Consider the following 23,466-nt stretch of genomic DNA (forward strand, 5'->3'; position numbering starts at 1 on the left):
GGTTTCGGGACGTCGATCGAAATCCACGACCTAGCGTCTGGGAGGGACGCTAGGTCGTGGAATGTTTGAATCGGCGTCTCGGCGGGACGCTGCTACTTAGAGCAGGCGTGACATGGCGGCGTCGATGGCGGCGGATAGATCGGTGTCTTCCTTCGCATCGTCGTCTTTTTGCTGGGCCGCAACGAGCCGGTCCAAGACATCCGTATCGATGTCCATCGGCGCACTGGTGTCAACCCACAGGTCTTCGCTGTCGAAGACGTCCACCGGAGCGGTAGCGACCGGGTTGGTGACCGGGCTCGGCGTCGATGGCACATTGACGGGGGCAACTGCGAGTGGCTCACCGCTGGCAGACTGCGGCACCACCGAACTGGCTGAGGGCAACGCCTCACCGACCCCACCGGACGTATCGCGGCGGTTCAGTTCGTTGATGATCTGCAGGACGTCGAGTTCGGAAATCACCCGGTTACCCGAAACGTCGAAGTACCCAGCTCCATAGGTGTTTCCGTCCGAAGACAGATAGCTTTCTGGAGGCACGGGGTCGTTGAGATCGACGGTCAAGTTCTCAGCCGTCGGAATGGTAGCCCCAGACGCCACAGCGTCCGAGTTCCGATTTAAGAAGTTAATGATCAACAACGCGTCGAGCGCGGACACTGAACCGTCGTCGTTGACGTCGTATCGCACATCCGGGTTCTGCAGACGGCTGGCGACCACCTGAATGCTGACCGTGGCGATGCCACTGCGTCGACCACGGGTATCGGCGACGGAGTAGTCGAACGAATCCCGGCCGGTGAAGCCGATTGTGGGTGTGTATCGCACGGTACCGTCGGGAAGCGTGGTGACACTCCCGGCTGCAGGCTCCGATTCAATCTGCACGCTCGTTAGATCGAAGTCATCGGCAGAATCGGTATCGAGGTCATTGTCGAGGATGCGAATGATGATCGACTCACCGGCGTAGGCGACGCCGGTGTCGTCTCGGACAACCGGAGCGACGTTGGGACTGATTTCCACACGCCCCTCTTGGCTGATCGCACCCAGATCATCTTCGACGGTGTATCGGAATTCATCTTGGCCAGGGAAGCCAGTGAACGGCGTGTAGACAATCGCTCCGGTATTGGGATTGATCGTCAGGCTACCGAACGCGGGTTGGCTGGTAATCTTCAACGTGCTCGGGACGATGGTACCGTCGATATCTTCATCGTTGGCGAGGACATCGATGGTCGTCGGCCCTGTCGGACTGAGCGTGGGAGTGTCGGGATTCACGGTCGGGGCGTCGTTGACACCGGCAACGTTCACGGTGACGAGCACACTGTTGCTGACGCGGTTTGGCGTGACGCTGCGTCCCGCATTATCGGTGACCGCATAGCTGAACGAATCCGCGAGTACGGGCGAGTCAGGTCGCAGGGCCTGCAATTCGCGAGATTCCGTTGGATCGTAGGTGACGATGCCCGTCGTCGGGTTGAACCGTACGATGGCTCCACGCAAGCTGCGTTGGACCAACGGCATTGACAACTGCAGCTCGTCGGGATTGGCATCGTTGAGATCCGCGTCGATATCATTGGCGATCAAGCGAGCGGCAGGGATCGTCAGTACAGCATCCTCGGTCGTCGGATCGAGTTGATCACCGACGGGAACGGGGAAGTCGTTGACAGGCGTCACCACGATGCTCAGGGTCACCGCCGCACTTTCAGCACCCTCGGAATCGATCGCGATCACTCGCACCTGAGCGGTGCCATTGGCGTTGGCTGCCGGTGTGAAGGTGAGTATTCCGGTGCTGGAGATTTCCGGTTGGCCATCGGTTGTGAACAAGGCCGCGTCACTCGAAGCAACCGGCGAGACGCTGAACGACACACCTTGGTTGCTCTCGTCTGCGGGGCCTGGCGAAATGCTGGTGGCCCAGGTTGACGAGTACGGGCCGCGATCTTCGAACACGGTGACAGTGCCACCGGGGACGAACGCGGGCGAGTCGTTAACCGGATCGACGTTGATAGTGAAGGTTCGGACGTCCGACTCGTTGATATCTCCGTTGCCCAGGTTATCGGGACCATCATCGAAGAGTTGTACCGTGAACGTTGCCGACCCGTTGGCATTCGGAGCCAGCGTGTAGTGTAGCGACGCGGTACCCCCTGCGTTGACGACCGCACTCGGGGCGACGGTGAACAAGTCCAAGTCACCGCCGATCGACAGGATCTCGAAGTTCAGGGCTTGGCCGGGAGGGCCGATTTCATCGTCCGCGCCGGGAGGTCCGGCTTGAACGTTGGTGGCCCAGTTGTCGATCGTGACGACACCGCGGCCGTCACCGGTGTTGGTGTCTTCATCACTCGTTACATCACCGGCACCACTGAACTGCGGTGCATCGTTGACAGGCAACACATTGAACGTGACGGTCCCCGTCGCGATCTGAGGATCGGCACTCGCGGAGCCACCGGTTCCGACCGGTACGGTCACACCATCATCGGTGACGGTGTAATTGAAGTTATCGGGGCCGACGTAGTTATCACGCGGTGTGTAGCGGAAGTACGGGCTGCCTGTCGTCGGCGTGACCAACTCCAGCGTGCCACCCTGTGCCGTTGTGACAGGGATGGGCTGTGTCAGAGTCAACGATTGGTTTCCACCGGGAACGGTGTTCGCCGCTTCGTTGGCCGGTCCGACTAAGAACACATCGAGCAAACCAGGGGACGTCCCATCTCCGTTGATGAGCACGTTTTGCGAGCCACCTTCGGAGAGTTCAAAACGAAGCGGGTTGGTAGCCGGCGTATTGAACTGCGGCGCGATGACGGGGCGATCGTTGACCGGTCGCACATCGATCGTCAGCGTGGCTGGGATCGACGCGTTCAAATCGCCACGGCTGCTGTCGTTGCTGCCGTTGTCATTGAGAACAACGGAAAACTCGAATGTGCCGTACACGTCCTTGGCGGGTTTGTAGCGAAGTTGACCTTGCAGATCGACCGTCGGCATTTTATCGAAGAACTGTGCGGCGTCGGCCTGGTTAAAGGACAGGCTCGACACGGTGAAGTTCAGTTGCTGGCCCTGTCCCGAATTGATTTCATCGAAGGCGGATTGCGCCGGTCCTGCCGAGATGCCAAAAGCAAATCCGTTGATGACTTGTTCGGGCCCGTCTTCGGAGACTTCGTACTGCAAATCGAGCGTGGAGAACTCGGGCCGATCGTTGACCGGGTTCAGGTTGAGTTCCACCACCGACGTCGATGTGAGGCGGTTTTGCACCAATGACTTGGTGTCCAACGAATAGGTTTCACCGTCACCGGGATTGTCGTCCCGAACGGTGTATTCGAAGGAGTCAACGGCACCGTTGAAGTTATTGAAATCGGTCGGCGGCGTGTACAGCAAGCCGATCAACAAAGGATTGCCATTGGCATCGACCTGTGTCGTCGAGAACTTACGGGCCAGCGTCCCGCCCAGTTTCGTCTTGTCGGGGAAATCGAAGAGCTCGAGGACTTGCGTGCCACCGGTTGGTGCATCCGCGGTGCCATCGACCGCTTCGTTGGCTGGTCCCACGTCGTAGACATCGAGCAGCCCGAGTCGAGTGTAGTTGCCCACCACGACCGAGTTGGCGATATCGCTCGGCAACGCGATGTTCTTGTCAACGGGAATGAAGTAGCCACCGGTAATGACTTCACCAGGCTGGCTCGGATTCGGACGCGTGTTGTCTTCCCGCAGCGTATAACGGATGGTCGCTTGATCGCTGAAACCGTCGCCATCGGTATCCGTTCCCGCTGTGACGTTGTAGGCCTCATCGGGGCTGGCGGAACCGGACGAGCCAGCAATCGACGGATCGATGCGGGGCCGATCATTCACCGGACGCACACTGATCGTGACAAATTGCGGATCCGAGAGTGAGGTCTCGTCGTTGACTTCGTAGGCGACAATCTTATAGACCAGTTGTCCAATTTGATCTGGCGCGGGGAAGATCGTCAGGGATCCCTGGGTATTTCCGGGCGTGTAGTTGATCACCGGCATCGAGTCCATAATGGACGGATCACCGGAGACCAGTTCAGGGGCCAGGAAATTGACTTGCTGAGTCTGCACTTCGTCAAACGCATCATCAGGACCAGCGAAAATCTGCGACACGAAGTCTGGGATCGTCGTCGAGGAATGATCGTCGCGTTCGAGCACATCGATCGCAAGCTGACCGTTGAATGTGGGGACGTCGTTGGCCGCGGCCACCGTGATCGTCAGCGTGCCCGACTCCGAAATCTTCGGCGGCAGATTCTGTACGTTCGCGGGGCTGGGGGTCGTCGTCTTACCATCATCGATGATCTTGTAAGTCAACAATTCACTCGGTGCGAACGGCAACTCTTCGTTGTAGTTCAGCGGTGGCGTGTAGGTGACGTTGCTGAAGTACCTCAGGGTCAGGCCATTGACGACTTCAGAGGCGATTTCAAAGCGGAAGATACCGCCCGCGTCACTCACCAAACCGGCTTCGTTGGCACCAAGTGGTGTCAGGGTGCCGATTAACGCTGGGTCAGCGGACACGAGGTTCGTGTCCGTCTGTAGGTTGAGTGTGCCCGCGGCCGTTCCCACCTCGATGATCCGCAGTCCAGCGGTCTGTTCGCTCTCGTTGAAGGGGGCGGGGAGTCGCGAATCGAAGTCTCCTGGCGCGTCGGGCAATTCACCCACGCTCGCTTGATTGATCACCTGCAAGGAAACCCGGGTGAAGTCGGCGGGCACACCAAAGGCCCCCACGTCAGCGATGGCACCCAAGCCGATCGAGCGGAGTTGTTCTTGCAATGCGATCGCAACTTCCGACGCCGTGCTGGAGGTTGTGAACGCGACAGCAGCATCCGCACCGGGCGATGGGGTACCGCTGGTATTGAACTCAACAATCACGGCGTCACCGGACGCACCGGCGAACTGGATCCGCTGACCGTCGATTAATACCGATCCGGCGGGTACGAGGACGTTGGTCCCATCGATTTGGATACCGCTGGCGGCTTCGCCGAGCGAAATCGTCGTCACATCTGTGAGCGTGACTTCCCACGTCACCATGGTGACGACGTTGGCGGACACGGCAGCGGGATTGGGGTTTGCCGCATCATTGAGTGCGTCGGCAAGTCGAGAGGACAGGTCCGGAGCGGTATCACTGGTTTGGAATGGTACGAAGACGAACGCCGGGTCGCTCGCCGCGGTGCCGCGTCCGAACTCGACGATAGTCGTGTCGCCCGCGGCATTTTGGACTTCGAGCAATTCGCCGTTTTGTAGCATCGCTCCCGCTGGCATGATCACATCGCTGCCGATTACCCGGATCGCCGACGTTGCGGCTTGAGGGTCGATGGATGCAGCGTTATTGATGTGAACGCGGAACTGCGTCTGAGTGGTGGACGCCGCCACTGCCGTCAGGCCTTCGGTGGTCATCGCCGTGGCCAGGGCCTCAGCGATTTGTTCGGAGGAGTCCGCCATGTTGATGGCCACGGCAATCACACCATCAGCGACATTGCCGGTGGTGGTCAGTTCGAAGAGGTGCGTGTCACCATTGATGTCGAGAACCTCGACTTGCTCACCGTCGCCGAGATCGGCACCCGATGGGATCGAGATAGCTTGCCGTGCCGAGTCAACGACCAATGAAGGGGTACGTGGCACCTCGGTCACGACGTTCGCATCGCTGAACGTGACCTGGTTGTTGACTGCTGTGCCGCCGAAACCAACCGCACGCAAGGCCTGTTCGAGCCGCGTCGCAAGGTCCGCGGCCACGTCGCTTGGCGAGTACCGCAGAACTCGGTCGACCCCGGCTGGAACGACACCCGTCGTGTTGAGTGCGATCGCCGCCCGGCGACCATTGGCAGCCGTGAAGATCAGCGTCTCGCCGTTGAAGAGTTCATCCGCATCGGGGAGGGTGACGCCAGCGGTAGAGACTTGGATATTGGAAGCAATGCTGGACGAGGCCGGCATGTTGGCAGTGATCAGGTCTCCGGCATCGATCGCGATCGATGTTGGAATGCTGTTCGTCGACTCCGTCAAACGCGCCAGTCGATCGTATGCGACGGGGGCATCGTTGACCGGTGCCACGAAGATGGTCGACGTGATCGTGGTGGTCTGTCCGTTGACCGCTCGTGTGCCACGATCGCCCGCATCGAAGACGTCATCGACGTCGAGTCCTTCATCGATGCCGCTATCCATCACCGTGTAGGTGAATGTGATCTCGCCATACACGTCGTCCGCTGGCGTGAAGGTAATCATGCCGGTGGTCGGGTCGAGTGTGATCGAACCGCGACTGAGCGTGCCCGCATTCGCGTCGTCCAAGCCCACTGCGACAACACGAATATCGCCATCGTTACCAATCAACGGATCCGTTTCGTCGACTGCCCCCGCTGGAGCCGCTGCATCATTATCGAGCAGGTAGGCTGCGGGGAATACCAATACCGTGTCTTCGGTTGGTGTCGGCCGGGTCGCAGGGTTGTTAAAGAAGTTCAAGTAACGGGTGTTGGGAGCACCTGTCGCATCGGTCAAACCGACGTAGTCCGTCACGGGAACGGGAGCATCGTTGCGTGGGACAACCCGAATCGTGGCGGTGGCAGTGGCTTCGCTTGCCGTGATCGGTTCGCGGAGGAACTGGTCACGCTCGCCGCCGCTGATGTAGTACGGCGCGGCACTGAGGTCATCGGTGCCGAGCAATCCGTCGGCCTTGAGCTCAGCAAGATTCGTATCGAGGTCCGCGGGCAGTATTGAGATGCCACTGTCGAACAGGGTAAACGTGAACTCATCGAGCAGCAGGTCACCGAGGGCACCGACGTCGCTGTTGAAATCGGCCGCAGGTGTGTAACGCAACTCGGTGATCCATTGCGGGTTGGCCGGATCGTTGAATTCGGCAACCAGCGTCCCGCCTTGCGGCGTCATGATCGTATCGCCGGCACCGCCGGCAATGATGCTACCGCTCGCGGTGGCAATCGAGCGAATCAAGATCGTTTGGTTCGACTCATCCAACGGCGCGGTCGATTCGTTGGGATCGAAATCTGGAATTGCTGCGGCGATCAAATCACCTGCAGTCATGACCAACGTGGCATCGCCGCCGTCACGGGTCGGTTCGAAGGTGACGAACATTTCATCACTGGCACCGGGATCGTCATTGTCCGGAAGGACGTTGATGGTCACGGTTTCGAACGTGATCCCCTCGAGGTTGTCACTGTCGGCATTCTGCTGCGTCGAGAGACGGTACCGGAAGGTATCCACCCCGTTGAAATCTTTCGCAGGCGTATACAGGAACGATCCGGTCAGATCGTCACCTTGGATGGCACCTTGCATGGTGCGGTTGACCTCGAGCGTACCACCGGTCGGCGTGCGATAAACCAACACGTCGTCACCAGGGAAGCTGGTTTGATCCGGTTCAACAAAGATGCGTGGCAGATCGATGAAGTAACGAACTGGCAAGATTTGCGAGGCAAAGTTGTCGTTGGTGAACAGGGTCTTCTGGTTAATCTGCAGGGCTGGGTTGGACGCCGAGAGCGTGGAGTCGATACGCAGTGGCGTGTCTTCCACAGCAATGAATTTGTCACCATCGCCCGAGGGGACGGGCAACGGCACACTTCGCACGCTGACTTTGTAATCCTCGACTTCACCACCAATCGCCACGCCGGTGGGGCGGGTATTGCCGGAGTCGCTCAAGCGGATTCGCAGCCAGGTGTCTTTGTTCGTTACCGTGCTCGGGGTGGTGATGTTGAGCGTATTGATACCATCGACAACAGGCGTGTTTTTGAGGACTTGCTCTAAACCGTCTTCATCGAAGACACCGTTGCCATTGAAATCGATCCACGCATCAACCAGGCCGCCACCGGTGACATACACCTGGACGTTGGTCCCTGCTGGATCAGCAGGATTCAGGAACCCGAATACTTGATCCGCCTGAGTTGGGTCGAAGGTCGCTCCGTTATCGGCATAGCGACCGAAGAAGTAAGCGGGCGGGGTCGCGCCACCTTGGTTGAATGTGACCACCGAGACACCGTCTTCGTCGTCAATCGCGGTCAACCGTATTGACGATGCATTGGCACCATCCAGGTCCGCAAGAATACTGCCGCCGAGGGCACTCAGGTTTGGACGGATCGCCGCCAACAAAGCCTCCGCAACCTGTTCGGTCGTGAATGCACTGGTGATCAGTACTGGAATGCTACCAGGCCGCGAATTCGAGCTGGGGTCAACGAACTCGTAGGTGAGCGTTTGATCATCGGTACGCAGATCGATCAGTTGCCCCGGCGATGGCACGGAACTGAAGGTAACGGCGAGGGAATGAGGATCGGAATCGTCGACAGTGAATGTGGACGAGAAGAGACTCGAAAGTGAACTGACCGCCAATGTGGGAGCAGGTGTTACGCCCACCGCGACCGTATTGACTTCGATCTGTTCGGGATGTGCCGCGTTGATGCTCGCCGTCACACCGGCTGTCAACACGTTCGCGTTGATTGCCGACAACAACGTGGCAGCCACATCGCTGGATCGGTCACCCGCAGAGATTGGGATCGTGATGCGTGGAGCCACGGCGGTCGTGCCGTCGGAGATGAACTGGAACTCGTAGTTCGCCGCACCCACTGACAGCGTGAGCAGATCACCGGAACGCGGGACTCTCGTGATCGAAATGCGAGCATCGTTCGGCGTGATCAGATCAGCCGCCGTCGCAGCGGATCCCACCGACTGCAGTTCATCGTCAGATACGCCCGCACCGGAATCAACGGGTTGTCCATCGGGTTCCGTATCGACGTAGATTCCGAGTCGGCTACTGCCGCTGCCGCCGGTGATTGCATGGCGTGCACCGTTTCCAGGGACATAGCCTGGGTCAGTGACCTGCAGGTTCGGCGTTGTTGACTGCAACAGCGTGCCGTACGACTGCGGCGCGTCACCGAAGTCGAAACGCACGTCCGGCATGATGATCGTGAAGCGAGTTTCGTTGTTGGCTCGAGTCGGACTGACGGGATTTCCCGCCAAATCTGAAACCGCCACGATCGTCGGCGCGACCGTACCCGCATCATCCACACCGCTGCGGGAAACCACGTTTTGTGTTCCTGCGAATAGCAGGACACCGCCGCCGGGCGAGAAGACGTCGGCATTGACGCCTGCATCGTCGATTGCTTGTTGCAATTTCGTGGCGACCGAGACGGCTGGGAACGCATCACTGGGGGTGTAGCTCACCGGAATCGCGCCGCCGCTGACACCGTCGACAATCAACGCGTCAGGTCCGATGACCGACGATCCATCAACCACGCTGACGGTCGTGAATTCCGCTGCGGTTTCACCGAGGGTGATGACCGCGTCGGTCCGCATCACGTTATGCAGCGTGCTTCCCAAGTTTGCCTCGATCGCTGCCTGGAGGGCCGTGGCGATCGCCGTCGCATCGGCGTTGACAGCGACGACCACGGTGACATTCGAAGAGGTCAGCTGAGGATCGGTCGTGAACAGGAACGTGTTGGATGTACCGCTGACATTCACGGTCACCGTGGATCCGTCGATGCTCGTTCCCGTCTCGGTTGCGGGAATCGTGATGCTCAGGCCGCCCGTCACGCCGGGGTTGCCCGACAATGATAGAGTCGAATCACCCAGGTCAACCACGTCACCGTCGCGACCACCCACAGAGACCAAACCATCGCCAATCGCAATCGCTTCGCTCAGATCGATATTCGAATTGCGTAGCGCCGTGGCAATCGCGTTTGCGATTTGGTCCGGTGTATCGGTACGGCTGATTTCCACCCGACGGAGGGTCTGGGTTTGGTCGGCCGCCGCGAAGGAACCGTCCGAATCGAATTCGAACGTGACCGCCTGAGCACCGCGGGTGTAGGTGAACCGCTGCCCATCGACCATGGAATCGATTTCGCCTGTCTGCACGAGCCCGGAGGAGATGTTCCCCGTGTCGACCACGTGCCCAGGTAGGGTTCCTAACTGAATGGCATCATTGCCGACAGCGACCGGTGCCAATCCCAAGAGGGCGGCATAGTCGACCGCGTTGCTGGGGCTGCCCACGAACTGCGTGGGGGCGAGCACCCGCAAGATTGCATCGCGGATTTCAGTCACGGTTCCGGTACCAGCCAACGGGATCGCGACATTGGCACTTGCGACGCCGCCGATCGTGTTGATCTCAAACGTGACGCTCTGTGAGCCGTCGGTCGATCGAATCGTGAAGGTATCGGTATCGCGGAACCCGGCTTTGGTGTCGGTGACCACAAGCGTTTCGTTCTGCGGCACACCGAGTGTGTAACCGCTGTCGAATTCGAAGACGCTCTCGCGTCCGGCATTATCCGTGACGACGACTTGGTCGCCATCGGCAATGGAACCACCCGCAGGCAATTCGACGACACGACGTGGCTGATTGTTGAGCGTGACTTCGTAAACGGAATCTTGGTTCCAGACCCCGGCCAGTGGCGTCAGACGAATCGTACGGCTGTTTTCACTGTATCCGAACGTGAAATCACGGCCGGGCAGGAGTTGACGTCCATTTTCAGTCAGCAACACGGTGTCGGCTGTGATGGTTGTCGCATCCAGGCCGGTGCCTGCTTCGTCGATCAGTTGGATCTCGAAGAACTTGACGAACTGGTCTGAATTCACCAACCGCACGAACGATTGCTCTGGATCGGTATCGCCCAGGGTGTTGGGATCCGTCGGTGAGCCTGCAGCGTCCAAGTTGGGGGCGTCGAACGGATTATTCAGCACCGCATTGGGACGTCGAGTGTCCGCGCGATCGACGGCACCGCGATCGATAAACACGTTCGAGCCCGTACCGCCTCCCGGCGAACCCGCAACTCCATCGACACGACGCTGGCCGTAGATGTCGACTGAAGGTGCCAGGATGGGCGATGGTGGCAGGCCGATTGGGCCTTTGACGGTGCCCGCAAAGTCGCTTCGGTCGTCCAACGCATCGATGGAATTATCGATCAAGGAACTGCCGGCGGCGGGAATGTAAATCGAACGCGTTGCATCCTGGAAAATCTGAGCGAGATCCACATTGGTGCCCAGGTTGATCGAGCTACCCGCCATGGGCAGAGTGCTGTTGACGCTGTTGTTCGCAAACAGGTTGCTGCCCGTTCGGGTTCCCGAGGACGTTTGTGTGTCGACGTCGATGCCGGTACTCACGCCCACGATGACATTGTTGAGCAATGTCGGTGCGGCGCGACCGGAGACCGAAACGCCCACTCCACTGCCATCGCCGACGATGGTGTTATTGACAATACGGCTGAACAGACTCGGTGTGCCTTGTTCCCCGTTGCCAAAATCGCCACCGACGATTTCGATGCCAATATTCCCTGATCTTTCGATGACGTTATTGACGATCACCGCGCCCGGGATCAAGCCAAACTGATTCACGTTCCGCAGCAGACGAGCATCGCCTGGCAGACTCGATGAATTTCCAACCTTACCTGAGTTGGCAGCCACATTCGTCGAGATGCCCACATTGGCTGAATCACGAATGAAGTTGTCCGAAATGATCAGTTGTCCCTGGTCGTCGACACGGTTTTGATCCGTTTTGCCGAACTGATAGTCGACCATCAGGACGTCGCGTGACGGCACACCGGGATCGCCTGTGGGGCGAATCGACATGAAGTAGTCGCCCAACTGCATGTCCGTGGGGTCGGTCGAGAAACCACCATTCGTGTACGCAGCAGCGCTGCTGACGATGACGTCATAGTAGCCCGAATGCGTTGGGGTGAACTGCAGTGTTGCGCCCGCTTCGGTCTCGCCCACAGCCAACGTTGGCGAGTTAAATCCAGAGAATGCAGGGGCTCCGTTGGTACTTTCTGCGAACGCAAAATTCAGTTCGGTTGAAGTGAACTTCGTACCCTGTTCGACGACCGCCACGAACGGCCGAACCAGTCCGGCGCCGACCTTGAACAGGCCAGTCGTATCCACATCGATATCGATACCTTGTCCAGCCTCGAGATACACACGCACCGTGTCGATATCAAAGGTCGGCTCGGTGAATAGAACCGCACCATCGTCGGCGTCGCTGCCCGGGCTGATACCGAGATTGACCGCGTCGCCGATTTTCCCGACGGCAAACAGCGTATCGCCGCTGACATAACCCGGAACCGCGGCTTGGGCAAGTTCATCGCTGTAGACCACGTATTCGGTGGCGGTATTGGTGTTGGCGTTATTCTGGTCGATGACCGCAACCTTGCGGCTGGTGTATCGACCTTTGAAGGTTTCTTCCGCAACCAAATCAAGTTTTAGTGTTCGTTGCGATCCAGGATTAACCGTAACGTCTGTGGCGACAGGACGCCGCTGCAGGTTGTCGTCGAGCACGTAGGTGTTGCCGAACAACTCGATGCGGGAGGACGTCGAGGTACCGCTGTCACTGCTGTCACCGGTCGCTGCTGAGATTGCGAGCGTGTCTTGTGCTTGGTCCGAATTGATGGCATCACGAATCGACGCAGCGACCTGCGCCTCGGTATCGGCAGGATCGAATGCCACCGGCACGTTCCCAGAGTCCGGCGTCACGCCTTGTGCATAGCGGCTGTCAAATTCGAAGGTCAGTCGGTGCGATCCATCATCGAGAACGAATGTATCTCCATCGAGAAGATTCCGTCCGGCAGGGGCCACAATGGTCACAGCCCCATCGACGAGTCGATCGTTACTGTCGAACGATCGCCCCGCGGAGAACTGTTCATTGAGCTCCAAGTTGATTGGATTGTAGTCTTCGGGCACACCGTATTCGTCGGCGGTGCGAATCTCCAGCGAATAGCCACCGACGAGAATTTCGTCGGCGTGCTCGGGCTGGACCGAGTCGGTCCGAGTATCCGGCAGGTAGGACGGATCGAGCACAAAAGTGGAGTTGCCGGATTCGCCATTGTAATTTTCGTACAGCACAACTTCACCACGCTCGGCCATGCCGATAATGATGTCGTCGATATAGACGCCGGCGCCCACGTTGTCGGCACCGTCGGCTCCCTGAGCGGTCGTAATCGTGTTCGGAGCCCCCAGCCCAAACTCGTCGCCTGGCAGGATGGAATTGAGACCGTAGGGTCCGGAATCCAGTACGGGGTTGATACCGCTGTCGGGCAGGAACAGCTTGATGCGGCTGTCACCGGTAATGGGGTAGTGTTCGGCGCTCGCGTTGGTGCGGAAGTTAGAATTCTCAGCCGAGATGATGCCGATCGATGACACCAAGGCGCGTTGCAATTGCTCTGCGACTTCGACGGAGTCCATTGCCGCGTTCGTGATCACGGGGACGGCACGCGGCACATATTGGAAGCCCGACTGTCGTTTTGCTTCCCACGATACAATCTTAGAATCCGATCGTTGCACCGAAATCGATGCAGCTTCGAGGATCACGACCTCACGGCCGGACGTGCCGATCATTTGCCCGACGAGGTCGGGGTTGAGTGCGGCCAAGAACTTTTGCGCGACCTGTTGAGGGGTATCCGTCGTCGCATAGACAACTTCGTTAGCGGCCCCTGTGGCGACGGTGCGGAACGTGTAGGTGTTGCCCGTCGAGCTCAGTGGTGCGTCTTTCCGGAAAATCGAAATCGATTCACCGTTGGTCAGTTGAACGCCACCGGGCAACGTCACAGGCACGCCGTAGGTATCGAACTCGAGATTATCTTGTTGGGTGATCGTGGGCTGGATCGTAGGCACCGTGGCCGAGGAGTTGAATATCCCCAGTCCAAACCCATCACTTGTCAACGAGCGAATCGCCAAGAGTTCGGGCACAACGGTTTGCAATTTCTCGACGATCCGCGCCGAGACTTCGGCTGCCGTCAGGTCTTCGGTGAAGTAGACACGAACGTTGTTGTTCGGTGCTACGTCCGTGCCTTCGCGAGCGAAGGTCACCATGACCACTCGACCACCGCCGACCAGTCGGATTTGGTCGCCGTTACGCAAGTCCGCACCCGCCGGCACGTCGATCAGCGTGACCGGTTCGAGCGAAGTGACGATATTGCTCGATTCCGCTTTGGTCACGTCTGGCATTCCATTGCCGTCCCGATCTCCCAAGAGCACCCGCAGCGTGTTGGGTGACGTTGGATCATCGCGAAGAGGATCCAGGCCGGGAGCGTTGGAGGTGATCGCGGCTGCCAACGCAGTGGCGAGAGCTGCCTGACTGGTGGTGTTGTCGTACGTCAACGTGGCACTGCTGTCGTAACCATTGAGCAGGTTGGCAGGCAGCCCATCCCCATCGTCAAAGGCGACCGCGAACCGATTCACGCCGTTGGGACCGTATCGGAAAACGAGCAACTCGTCGTCCGAGAGCTGATTGCCAGCGGGGACATCGATACGAGTGCGTACGGTCGTCGGGTCGATATCGGTGATGACGACCAACGAGTCCGCGGCCTCGACGTTAAACGTGACGCCCAGTTGCACGAAGATGAGATTTCCATCGGTGTCGATGAATGCCGAACCGGCGGGCAGTTCGTCGACGATCCGATTGGCAATCTGATGTCGAGTTTCACCGGAGAGGGCGACAATTTGAACGTCACCGCTGGCGTCGAGTGGGTCGATGGCGCGGACGTAACGGAGGGTTACCGGTGGTGCCGTCGGGAAACTGATCGTCACCCGTTCGCCCACCGCGGCATCGTCCCCATTGGGAACGAGCAGATGTCGGAAATCACCCTGGAACTCGATCGGGTTGGCTTCACCACCGAGCAACTTCCCATCGATTTGAATGTTGGTTGCTGCCAACAGACTGAGACGCCCATTGTCGTCGACGCGTGGTCGCATGGGACCGGGCACCGCTGCCGCGACGGCATTGGCGACCTGCACAGCCGTAGCGGCCGGATTGATCAGCACCTCAATGCCCGACGCTCCGGGCGTGAGCGCGTCGACAAACGTGACGGTCGTCGTCCGCTGCTCAGGATTGGCAGCGGGATCGAGGTACGTTACCGCGAACGAATCGCCGTTGACCAAATTCGCCCCGGCGGGCAAAACAACGTCGCGTCCCACAATCGTCTGCAACGATGACACTCGGCCATTGTCATTCTGAATGAGCGTGATGTCATTGTCGATCAGCTTTTCGCCATCCACACCGACCAGTTCGACGGACCCGAACTGGGTGCGCATCGCTCCGGCGGTACTGAAGTCGAACCGGATGCGGGCATTGCTGCTACCCGCCAGCGGTGACAGATCAACACGAACTTGACGCCATTGATCGGTCGCGTTGTCATCGAAGACGGTTTGTACGGCGATGCCGGTCTTGACGTACTCGTCGTACTCATCGGAATTCGGTAATTGCCGGAATTCATCATTCGTGGCGAGCAATTTCCATTCGCCATCATCACCGGCGGCGAAGACGCGGAAGCTATCGTGCTGCGCCCGATTGAGGCGATAGTCGTCGTCGTCTTCGACGTCGATGTTGTAGGAGAAGTACAGGGTCGGTTTGTCGGCGGCGCTGTACTCGCTCAGGTCGATCGCATCAGAGATCGTCGAACCGTGACTGCCACCGGGGGACATCTGTCCTAGGTTGCTGTCCTCGGGCCGTCCAATGGTGTTGTTCTCTTGGTTGTTGTCGACTTCGAACCCGAAGTACAGGCTCGTTCCACCATTCGTATTCAGCCGGCTTTGATCGTATGGCACGACGTTGCCGTGGCCGTCATCACCGCGGCGGTCGGTGGTCGTGTGCCATGGGTTGACTTCCAAGTTGCTGAACGCCAGACCGTTGATCTGGTTCGAAAAACTAGTCCCCGCTCCCGCGCCATCTCCATACAACCGAATCTGGACGGCCGAGTGTCCGTTGTAGAAAATGTTCGCTGGCGTGGTCGTCGGCAGTCCTGCGTTGTCGGTATCGAGCGTGAATGCGTACATCCAGCCATCTCGTGTCGTCGCAAACAAGATGTCTGCGTACTTGCCGCCCTCGACGACTTGCGGTCCGAGCGACAAACCGGTGAAGAGCGGGAATCGTTCGCCGGTATCAGGGTCAATCCCAAGGTTTGCATTGGGGGCGGCGAGGTGGTCGGCATCGACGGTCAAATGGCCATACTTCACCGTCGGGATCACTCGATTGTACCCCTCCTCGAAGAAGCCTAATGGAGCTCGCTCGGTGTTGCGGGGATCGAAAACGTGAATACCGCCGGCATCGGTGACGGCGACCAGGTCATCGTTCAAATTGTTATTCAATGCCGCCAAACCGGTGATCGATCCGCCGTCACCTCCCGTGGCGCCGTCAATGAACCCGGTGTCGACGATACCAAATTCAACTTCTTCTGCAGCCGGACCTAACGTCGTGCGATAGGCACCGGTTCCGAAGTTGCGATCAGCGTCGCCATCCAAGCTCCCCAGCGAGGTGATCTCGCCGTTGGCGGCGGCAGCTTGATAGACAATGTTGGTACGCAGTTCGATCGGCACGCCGTTGCGCCCGCCCGAATCGCGGCTACCCACGACCCAGAGCCGTTCCGTGTTGTTATTGATCGCCGTGTTGTTAACGGATCCGTTCTGGGCACTGCTTGCGTTGCGGGCGAACGTCATCGCGTTGACAAGGAATTGCGCATTGTTGTCAACTTCGAGTCCGGTGCCCGCCTGATTATTTTGGCGGAAACTGATGTTGTCATCGCCCGCTGAGTTCGTGGCCCCGTTGGCGGGGCTGACGTTGAGGAAATTCCCCGTGTTGCCGTTGTTGGGACTGTTCGGTGGCAGGCTGTAGTTGAACAGCTCGCCGTCCCGCCGGATGGCGATGTCGCCCGACCGGGGATTGTCGCCGCCAATTCCGCCGTACACAGTGCCCGTGAAGGGATTGACGCTTACCAAGGTGCTGTTGTTGGAGCCCGTCCCGCCATTCAAATTCACGAATAGCCGCACGTCATCGAGCGTGTAGGCCACCGGCGATTCATCGCTGAAGACAGGTTGGATGACGGGGCGTTCGGCGGTGTAATCGTCGATGCGAGAGCTAAAGAAGGTGCCCTCGTCCAAGTCGTCTTGGCTGATACGACGCACCGAGTTCACCGGCATCAATCGCACGTTCGGATTGACCGGGTTGGCTTCGAAGAACTGGTTAAGCACTGCTGGCACAGCCGCTTCGCTGCTGACGGCGACGTAGTAGGTGCCTTCGGGAAGTTCCACGGGGCCGATGTATGCATCGAGAGTACCCGCCGAACCCCCGGTAAGATTGCTCATGTCGACGCCCTCGAGTGGACGGCCTTGATCGTCAGTGATATTGCTGTCACGTCCGACCAAAATCAAACGACCTGCCGAGTCATAGACCGATAGCACCGTGTTGGCGCGGCCGAGCTGATCAGCGTAATCGATGTCGAAGGTTGTCGTGACAAAGCGATTTTCGCTATCAAACGTGTCCGGCTTGAGTTGCTGTGCGTAGAGATCGACTTTGTAGATGTCGACATCCTCCAGCCGCGTGTCGAGCGTTGTATTGGTCAGGTTGCCCAGTTCGCCCGTCACCGTGAGCGCACCACGGTCGGAAGTCAGCAAATTGCCGAGGTCTTGCGCGTCGGCGGGATCGGCACTCAGACGTTTGTTGACGGTCTCTCGCGTCGTTTCATCGCCACTGTTCTGATCGCCAGGTGTGGGATCCACGTACACGACGGATTCACCGACATCACCGACGAGTGGACTGTGCATCGGCGTGCCACTGACTGCGATCGCGTTGGTCGCATAGCGAATGTCCGCTCCCCGGACGGTGGAGCCAGCCACTTCGTCGATGCCGCGCAAGCGGATGCCGAGTTCGTATTGCCCGGACGTCTTCGCGTTGGCACTATGAACGCGAATGTAGTACGAGTTCTTCGTATTGAAGTTACCCGGCAACACCACTTGGAAACCTGCGTCGAGCATGTTGGCGGATTCCACGTTGCCACTCGTTAAACCCGTCGGCAGCGAGCGAACGTCGCTCTGCAGCACGCCGGTTTGCAGTGCGGTGTTGACGTAGATCGTCTCCCTGCCATTCGCTTCGGCAAGCATATTGTCGCTGCTGGCGATTACCACGCCGCTATCATTGACCAGCTCGACCACGGTATCGAGCCCCGCGGACGTTTCATCGATGTCGAAGTACACCGCCGTACCACCGGCTGCACTGAAACGATAGGTGTCAATGTCATCTTGGGTCGCAAGGGTACCGCGGATGGTGAACCCGAGACGCTCATTGTCGTCGCCGGTGGTTTCACCGGTCGCGAGAATGCCGAGGATCTGTGCATCGACAGGGTCACGATTGGTCGTGATCGCGCCAGCATCGCCGCGTTCATTTTCGTAGACGTACGCGACGTTGCGGTCATTGATATAGGATTGCAATTGCAAGCCCTGCCAATCGCCCGCTGAGGCCGTGACGATTTCGTTGCCGTTGGCATCAACCGGTAGGCCGGTGTTGTTGGTGTCTCGCTGGGAGCGACCATCGGGCGTGAACCCGGCACCAATCGTACTGTCGTTGATACTGGTCAAAACGACCGGGAATCCGGGCGAACCGAGTACCTGCAACGTACCGCCGATGCGGTCATCGATATCGAGTGGACGTCCGCCACCGATGAGTGATCCGTTCGGGCCAAATTTCACAACGAGCGATTGATCGGCATCACTTCGCAGCCGAATCGCCCCGTAGTAGTGCTGCGTCAACGAGTAGATCGAACCCTCGACGACGTGAACAATGTCCGTGTCATCCCACACACTGTCGGTGGTGACGATTTCACTGCGGACACGCATCCCATTGAGTGCATTCCCGGTGAGCTCATTGTCGAGTAGCAAGGGGCCTTGGTTATCAGGACGATCGATGAAGCGATCGATCATGCCGGTCGACCGACCGGGGTCCGTCACGGCTTCGAAGGTGAGTGCATCGGGGTTGATGCTGATCGCGGCGCCTTGTCCATCAACAATCGTGTTGCCGATCAGGATGGGCTGGGAACCTCGTACGAAGATTGTCGACGCGTCATTGAAACCACGTCCCACGCGGGTGGCGAATAGCCCGGAATCCGCGCCAATCCCATCGATGTCTTTGCCGTCGGCATTGGCAACAAAACTGGAGTTAACGACCCGTACGTCAGCTTGCAAAATCTCCAACGCGTTAAATTTGGTCAAGCCACCTTGGACCGGGGCTTCCCCGCCACCGTAGCGAACGTCCACGTGATCCAAGCTCGCTGTCACGCCCTGGCGCATCACAAGCCCGCCCCAATCGCCGGCGGTACCTTCACTGATACCATCGTTGTTGGTGTCAAAGGTGCCGCCTACCCCGTACTCGTCATCGGACTGAGAGGTGAAGACAATTGGTTTTCCTTCGGTACCTTCGGCGTAAAAATCGGCGCCGAAAGTCGCTTCGATCCGAGCCGTGCCCAGTTTGATAATGGTGCCGGGATCGATCGTCAGACGCGCGTCAAAGCGAGCGAGCAGTTTCGAACCATTGTCGGCACTCGCACCGAGTTTTCGTCCCAGGAGCGATCCATCGATGCTCTGGTCACGGCCGTCGTCGAGCAGCGAGGTTTCGCCCAACCGCAGTTCGGCAACCAGGAAATAACTTCCGCTGCTGGGATCGCGGCGATAGACATTCGTACCGATGAATCCATCGGGCGCCAGCGGGATATTCGTTAATTGGATGGCCGCGTTTTGGTCCGTTACCGCTGTGGTTGTCGCGTTGCTGGCACGGGTCTCTCCGCCGTATGCGTCGGCAAAGGTGATCCGATAATCGAGGGCCTGGTTTTCACTGAAGAAACCTGCATTGTTAAATGCAACGACGGAGATCCCGGTTGCTTCGGGAACGGCTTGAATCGTCGGTACCCCGCTTTGCGATTGGCCCGAGTCAACGTACGTGCCGGTACGACGATCGAGCTGGTCGACCAATTGATACTCGATCACACCCGCGACGAGCGTGCCGCGATAAAGTTTTCGACCGACATACTGTTCCGGAGCGGTGGGCAGATTTCGCAGCGTTACCGATCCCAGCCCATCGATGGCATCGCTGACGGTTACCGTACCGGTCGGCAGGCTAACCAGCGATTCGTGACCTTCGCGAGTAACGAAAGACAGCACGTACTCATGTTGCCCCGCCGCGAGGTTGCCGGAGGTCGAGGGCGTCAGCGTCACGCTGCCCATACTCGGACGACTCTCTAGCAGCGTCGGGCCGCCGGGTGCACCGGAGATCGTTAGCGCTTGGCTGATGATGTGGACGATATCCGTATCATCAAACCGTGCACTCTGTGTCAAAGTCTGCAGTTCGCCGCCGGAGGGGGTGGCGACGCTAATGAACAGCCCATTGGTCGTGTTGTCGGACAGGATGTTGCCCGAGATTTCCGGACCAACGCGGTCGTAGTCGCTCGTGAAGTACGCCGCACCTTGGTACAAAGAGGTGTTGAAGTTGTCTTCACGGAAACTGTTGGGGTCGGCGCTCATGGCCGCGCCGGCACTGAACGAAATACGGTTGTAGATCAGCGTCGGACGGCTCTCGTTCATCTGGATCGGTGCCACTGCGTCGGCGAGCAGGCCAGCCCGGCCGCCACCGTATCGCATATCGGCGTGCGATACATAATCGAGGAAAATGCCTCGTTGTTCCCAAACTTTACGACCTTCGGCATAGTCGACTTCATTGTGCAGGTCGATGCCCGCCCAATCGCCACTGCCGGGGGCGGTATTGATCGGGTTGGTATCGATACCAACGCTCTGATCGTTGTAGCTGGTGAAGACGACCGAGGATGCCGGCGTACCGAGCACCTGGATCGCGGCGAGTTCCCGGTTGGGGTCGATTGATTCGCTACCAACGCCGATCTTGGCATCTTGCAATTTGAGCAAGGCACCCGCGTCAATCATGACTGTCACGCCGCGTGGGACATCGAACGTCGCTCCATCGGAGAGTACGCTGTTGTTCGCCCCACCGCGCCCAAATTCGAAAGCTCGATTGTCTTTCTGCGCGTTGAAGGCTTCGTTTGCGGTGGTATTCGGATCGTCAACGGCACTGACCTTGCCATCGAGACCAGCCGAGGGCAAGAGCCGAACGATATCACCGGGCTTGGCCACAGCGAGCGCCTTCGACACGGTGCCATAGGGCGAGGCGAGCGAACCATTATTGCCGTCATTGCCGTCGCTGTCTTTGGTGACAAAGATCGTACGCACGTCATTGGCATTCGCAGATGCAGGGGCCGTACGGAACCAGAAATTGAAGTCACCGCCAGCTTCGCCGTCACCGTCACCGTCCAAACGCGTGCCGTTGGCGTCGACAAACGCATCCCCATTGGCCACGCCAAAGGACGAATCGAAGGTCATCCGCAGCTCATACCCGCCCTCGCTAAGACCGCCATTGCCCGTTCCTGCGGCGGTTCCATTATACGCGTCATTGCCCTTGCTCGAGACACCGACGACGTAGTCACCCGCCGCTAAATCCACTTGCAAATACGAGTCGTCACCGTAGGAATCATCGTTCCTAGCGATCAATTCATAATTGGATGTGCCACCCGGTCCTGGTGCGACGCGGTACAACTGCACGAGCGAATCGAGCAAGCTGACGTTCTCGAGTCGCTCAGCGAATGCTTCGAGCGACAGTCGACCGAGAATTGCGTCGTCGGCGACATTGTCGTCGATCGACGGGTCGATCGTGAACGAGTAGAAATCGACGTCACTGCTCTCGGGACGATGCAGCGATTGGCCGAGTGTGATGTCGCTCTGGCTGAGGAAATCCGGTTCGCTGGGCAGTGAGGGGAACCCTGCGATGCCGTTGGGGCCACCATCGCCATCGTTGCTCTGCGTTTCGCTATTGGGCTCATCAGGGCTACTGCCGCCCGCGGCCACGCCGTCGGGTAATTCAAATAAATCGCCGACGCCGAGCAGGTTACTGATCCCACGGAGTCCCTCGACGAACCAGCTCGGTCGTGAGTCTGGTGACAGACCGTAGCCGTCGTACCATCCTTCGTCAGCTTCGAGCACCAAGATCCCACGCGACGGATCCCGTTCGTTGACTCGGTACAGACTGTAAGGGGTGCCTTCGCCGGCGCCCGTATCGGCCGTTTCCTGAATGCTCCGTAAATCGCCCGTGACAATCTGTAAACCGGAGTCTTTGGTCTCGACGAATTGCACGCCGAGGTGCTGTTCGAAAAGATCCAGGATTTCACGCGTCCGCTGTTTCTGCGCAGTCGTGATCGCGTTGTCCAACGGGTTGCCATTGGGATCTTCGCCATAGAGCGTGGCGAAGTTGTACGGGAAAATATCAATCCCTGTATTCGTATCAATCCGGCCCACCACGCTCGCATCGCGTCGTTGGTCACGAGAACCCGGTGCATCATACGCACCCGGCCACGGTGGTACGTAGTCGCCGGTGTTTTGAATCAACCCACCGCGCAGCACCACACTTTGCAAACCGTCCGATGGCGAGAAGGTGATCGGTTTTTCGGGCGATTGCCCAGCATTGGCGTCGGCGACGAAGACGCCTGAATTGCTGAACGTGTCGTTGGACGGCACGTTGATGGGATTCCCGTTGGCGTCAAGGACAGTGGTGCCTTCGCCGGCGAGATTGAACACGGTCGGTGCGTCGGGCAACGAATCACCGCTGCCCACTCGCAAGCGGAACGTGCCCACGCCGTCAACGCGTCCGGTGAGTACGGACAGGTCGTCGGCAAACTTCAGAATCGCCATCGATTGTGACGGATCGTAAATCACCGTTACCGGTTTCAGACGCAGGTCATCGGTATTGTTGACGGTGTCCTTCGTCATGAACAACTGATAGAACTCCGGCCGCACGACAGGCAATCCCGACAGGGTTTGACCGGCGGGCGGGGCCGTGTTGTTGGTGATGACGCCCGCGTTCGGGTTCGACAGTGGGTCTTCATTGAAGTAGACGTGGATCTCATCGCGCGCCTGCACACGATTTCCGACTGTTCCCGTGATCGGCTGCGGCACGACGGCCACGACACGGGCGCCAATTTCGACTTCGAAATCAATGTTCAGCGACGGCGTCGCTGAGTTGACCTGATCGGCGGGCAGGATGGGATTGCCATTGGTGTCCCGCAACGCCGTGATGTTCGTGTCGACGGAATCCCCATTGGCGAAGACATCGTTATTGTTGACATCGTCATAGCCAGCGATTTGGATCCGATAGCGATCGTCGGGCAATGCTTCGACAAATCGGGACACGACCACGCGGTCGCCGACCTCGTCATCAGCAAAACCCAAGAAGCCCGGCTGAATCAATACTTCGTTGCCGTCGTTAAACGTCCCATCTCCCCCCGAACCGATGACACGGATCCCACGCAGTGTGTCCCCGTCGAGCTGCGACGTCCCGTCGAAACGGAATGTCAGCTCCCGCGGCGCCGAATCGAGCCGATTCTCCACGCTCGTGCCATCGAGTCGGATCTGCGAGACCGCCCCGGCTTCGACGCTGACCAGTCGCGGACCGCTGAGAATCTCAGCGGCGAGCAATTCTCGGCGTTCAAGGGTTTGGTGCTGCAACCGTCGCGACATGTCGACGCCAGCGCGGCTCGATGAGCCAGCGCGGCGGGCATTTCGCCGAGCATCTTTACGAGAAATACTGCGGGCAGCTCGTGAAAGTGGGTTTCGTCGGTGGGTCATGGTTGACCGAAGCCTTGAAAGAATAAAATCGGTGGGTAGGTAATGATTGGGCGGGCACAGGCAATCTAAGTTACC

The 23,466-nt window shown here is 58.7% G+C and carries 1 protein-coding gene; it reads right to left on the minus strand.

Annotated elements, in window-relative coordinates:
* Positions 1–96: 96 nt before the first annotated feature.
* On the minus strand, positions 97–23,391 hold the full coding sequence (locus tag SH410x_RS04530) for a tandem-95 repeat protein (RefSeq protein WP_473675017.1): 23,295 nt from the start codon (positions 23,389–23,391) through the stop codon (positions 97–99).
* Positions 23,392–23,466: the final 75 nt, after the last annotated feature.

It is taken from the genome of Rhodopirellula sp. SH410, from assembly GCF_055811895.1.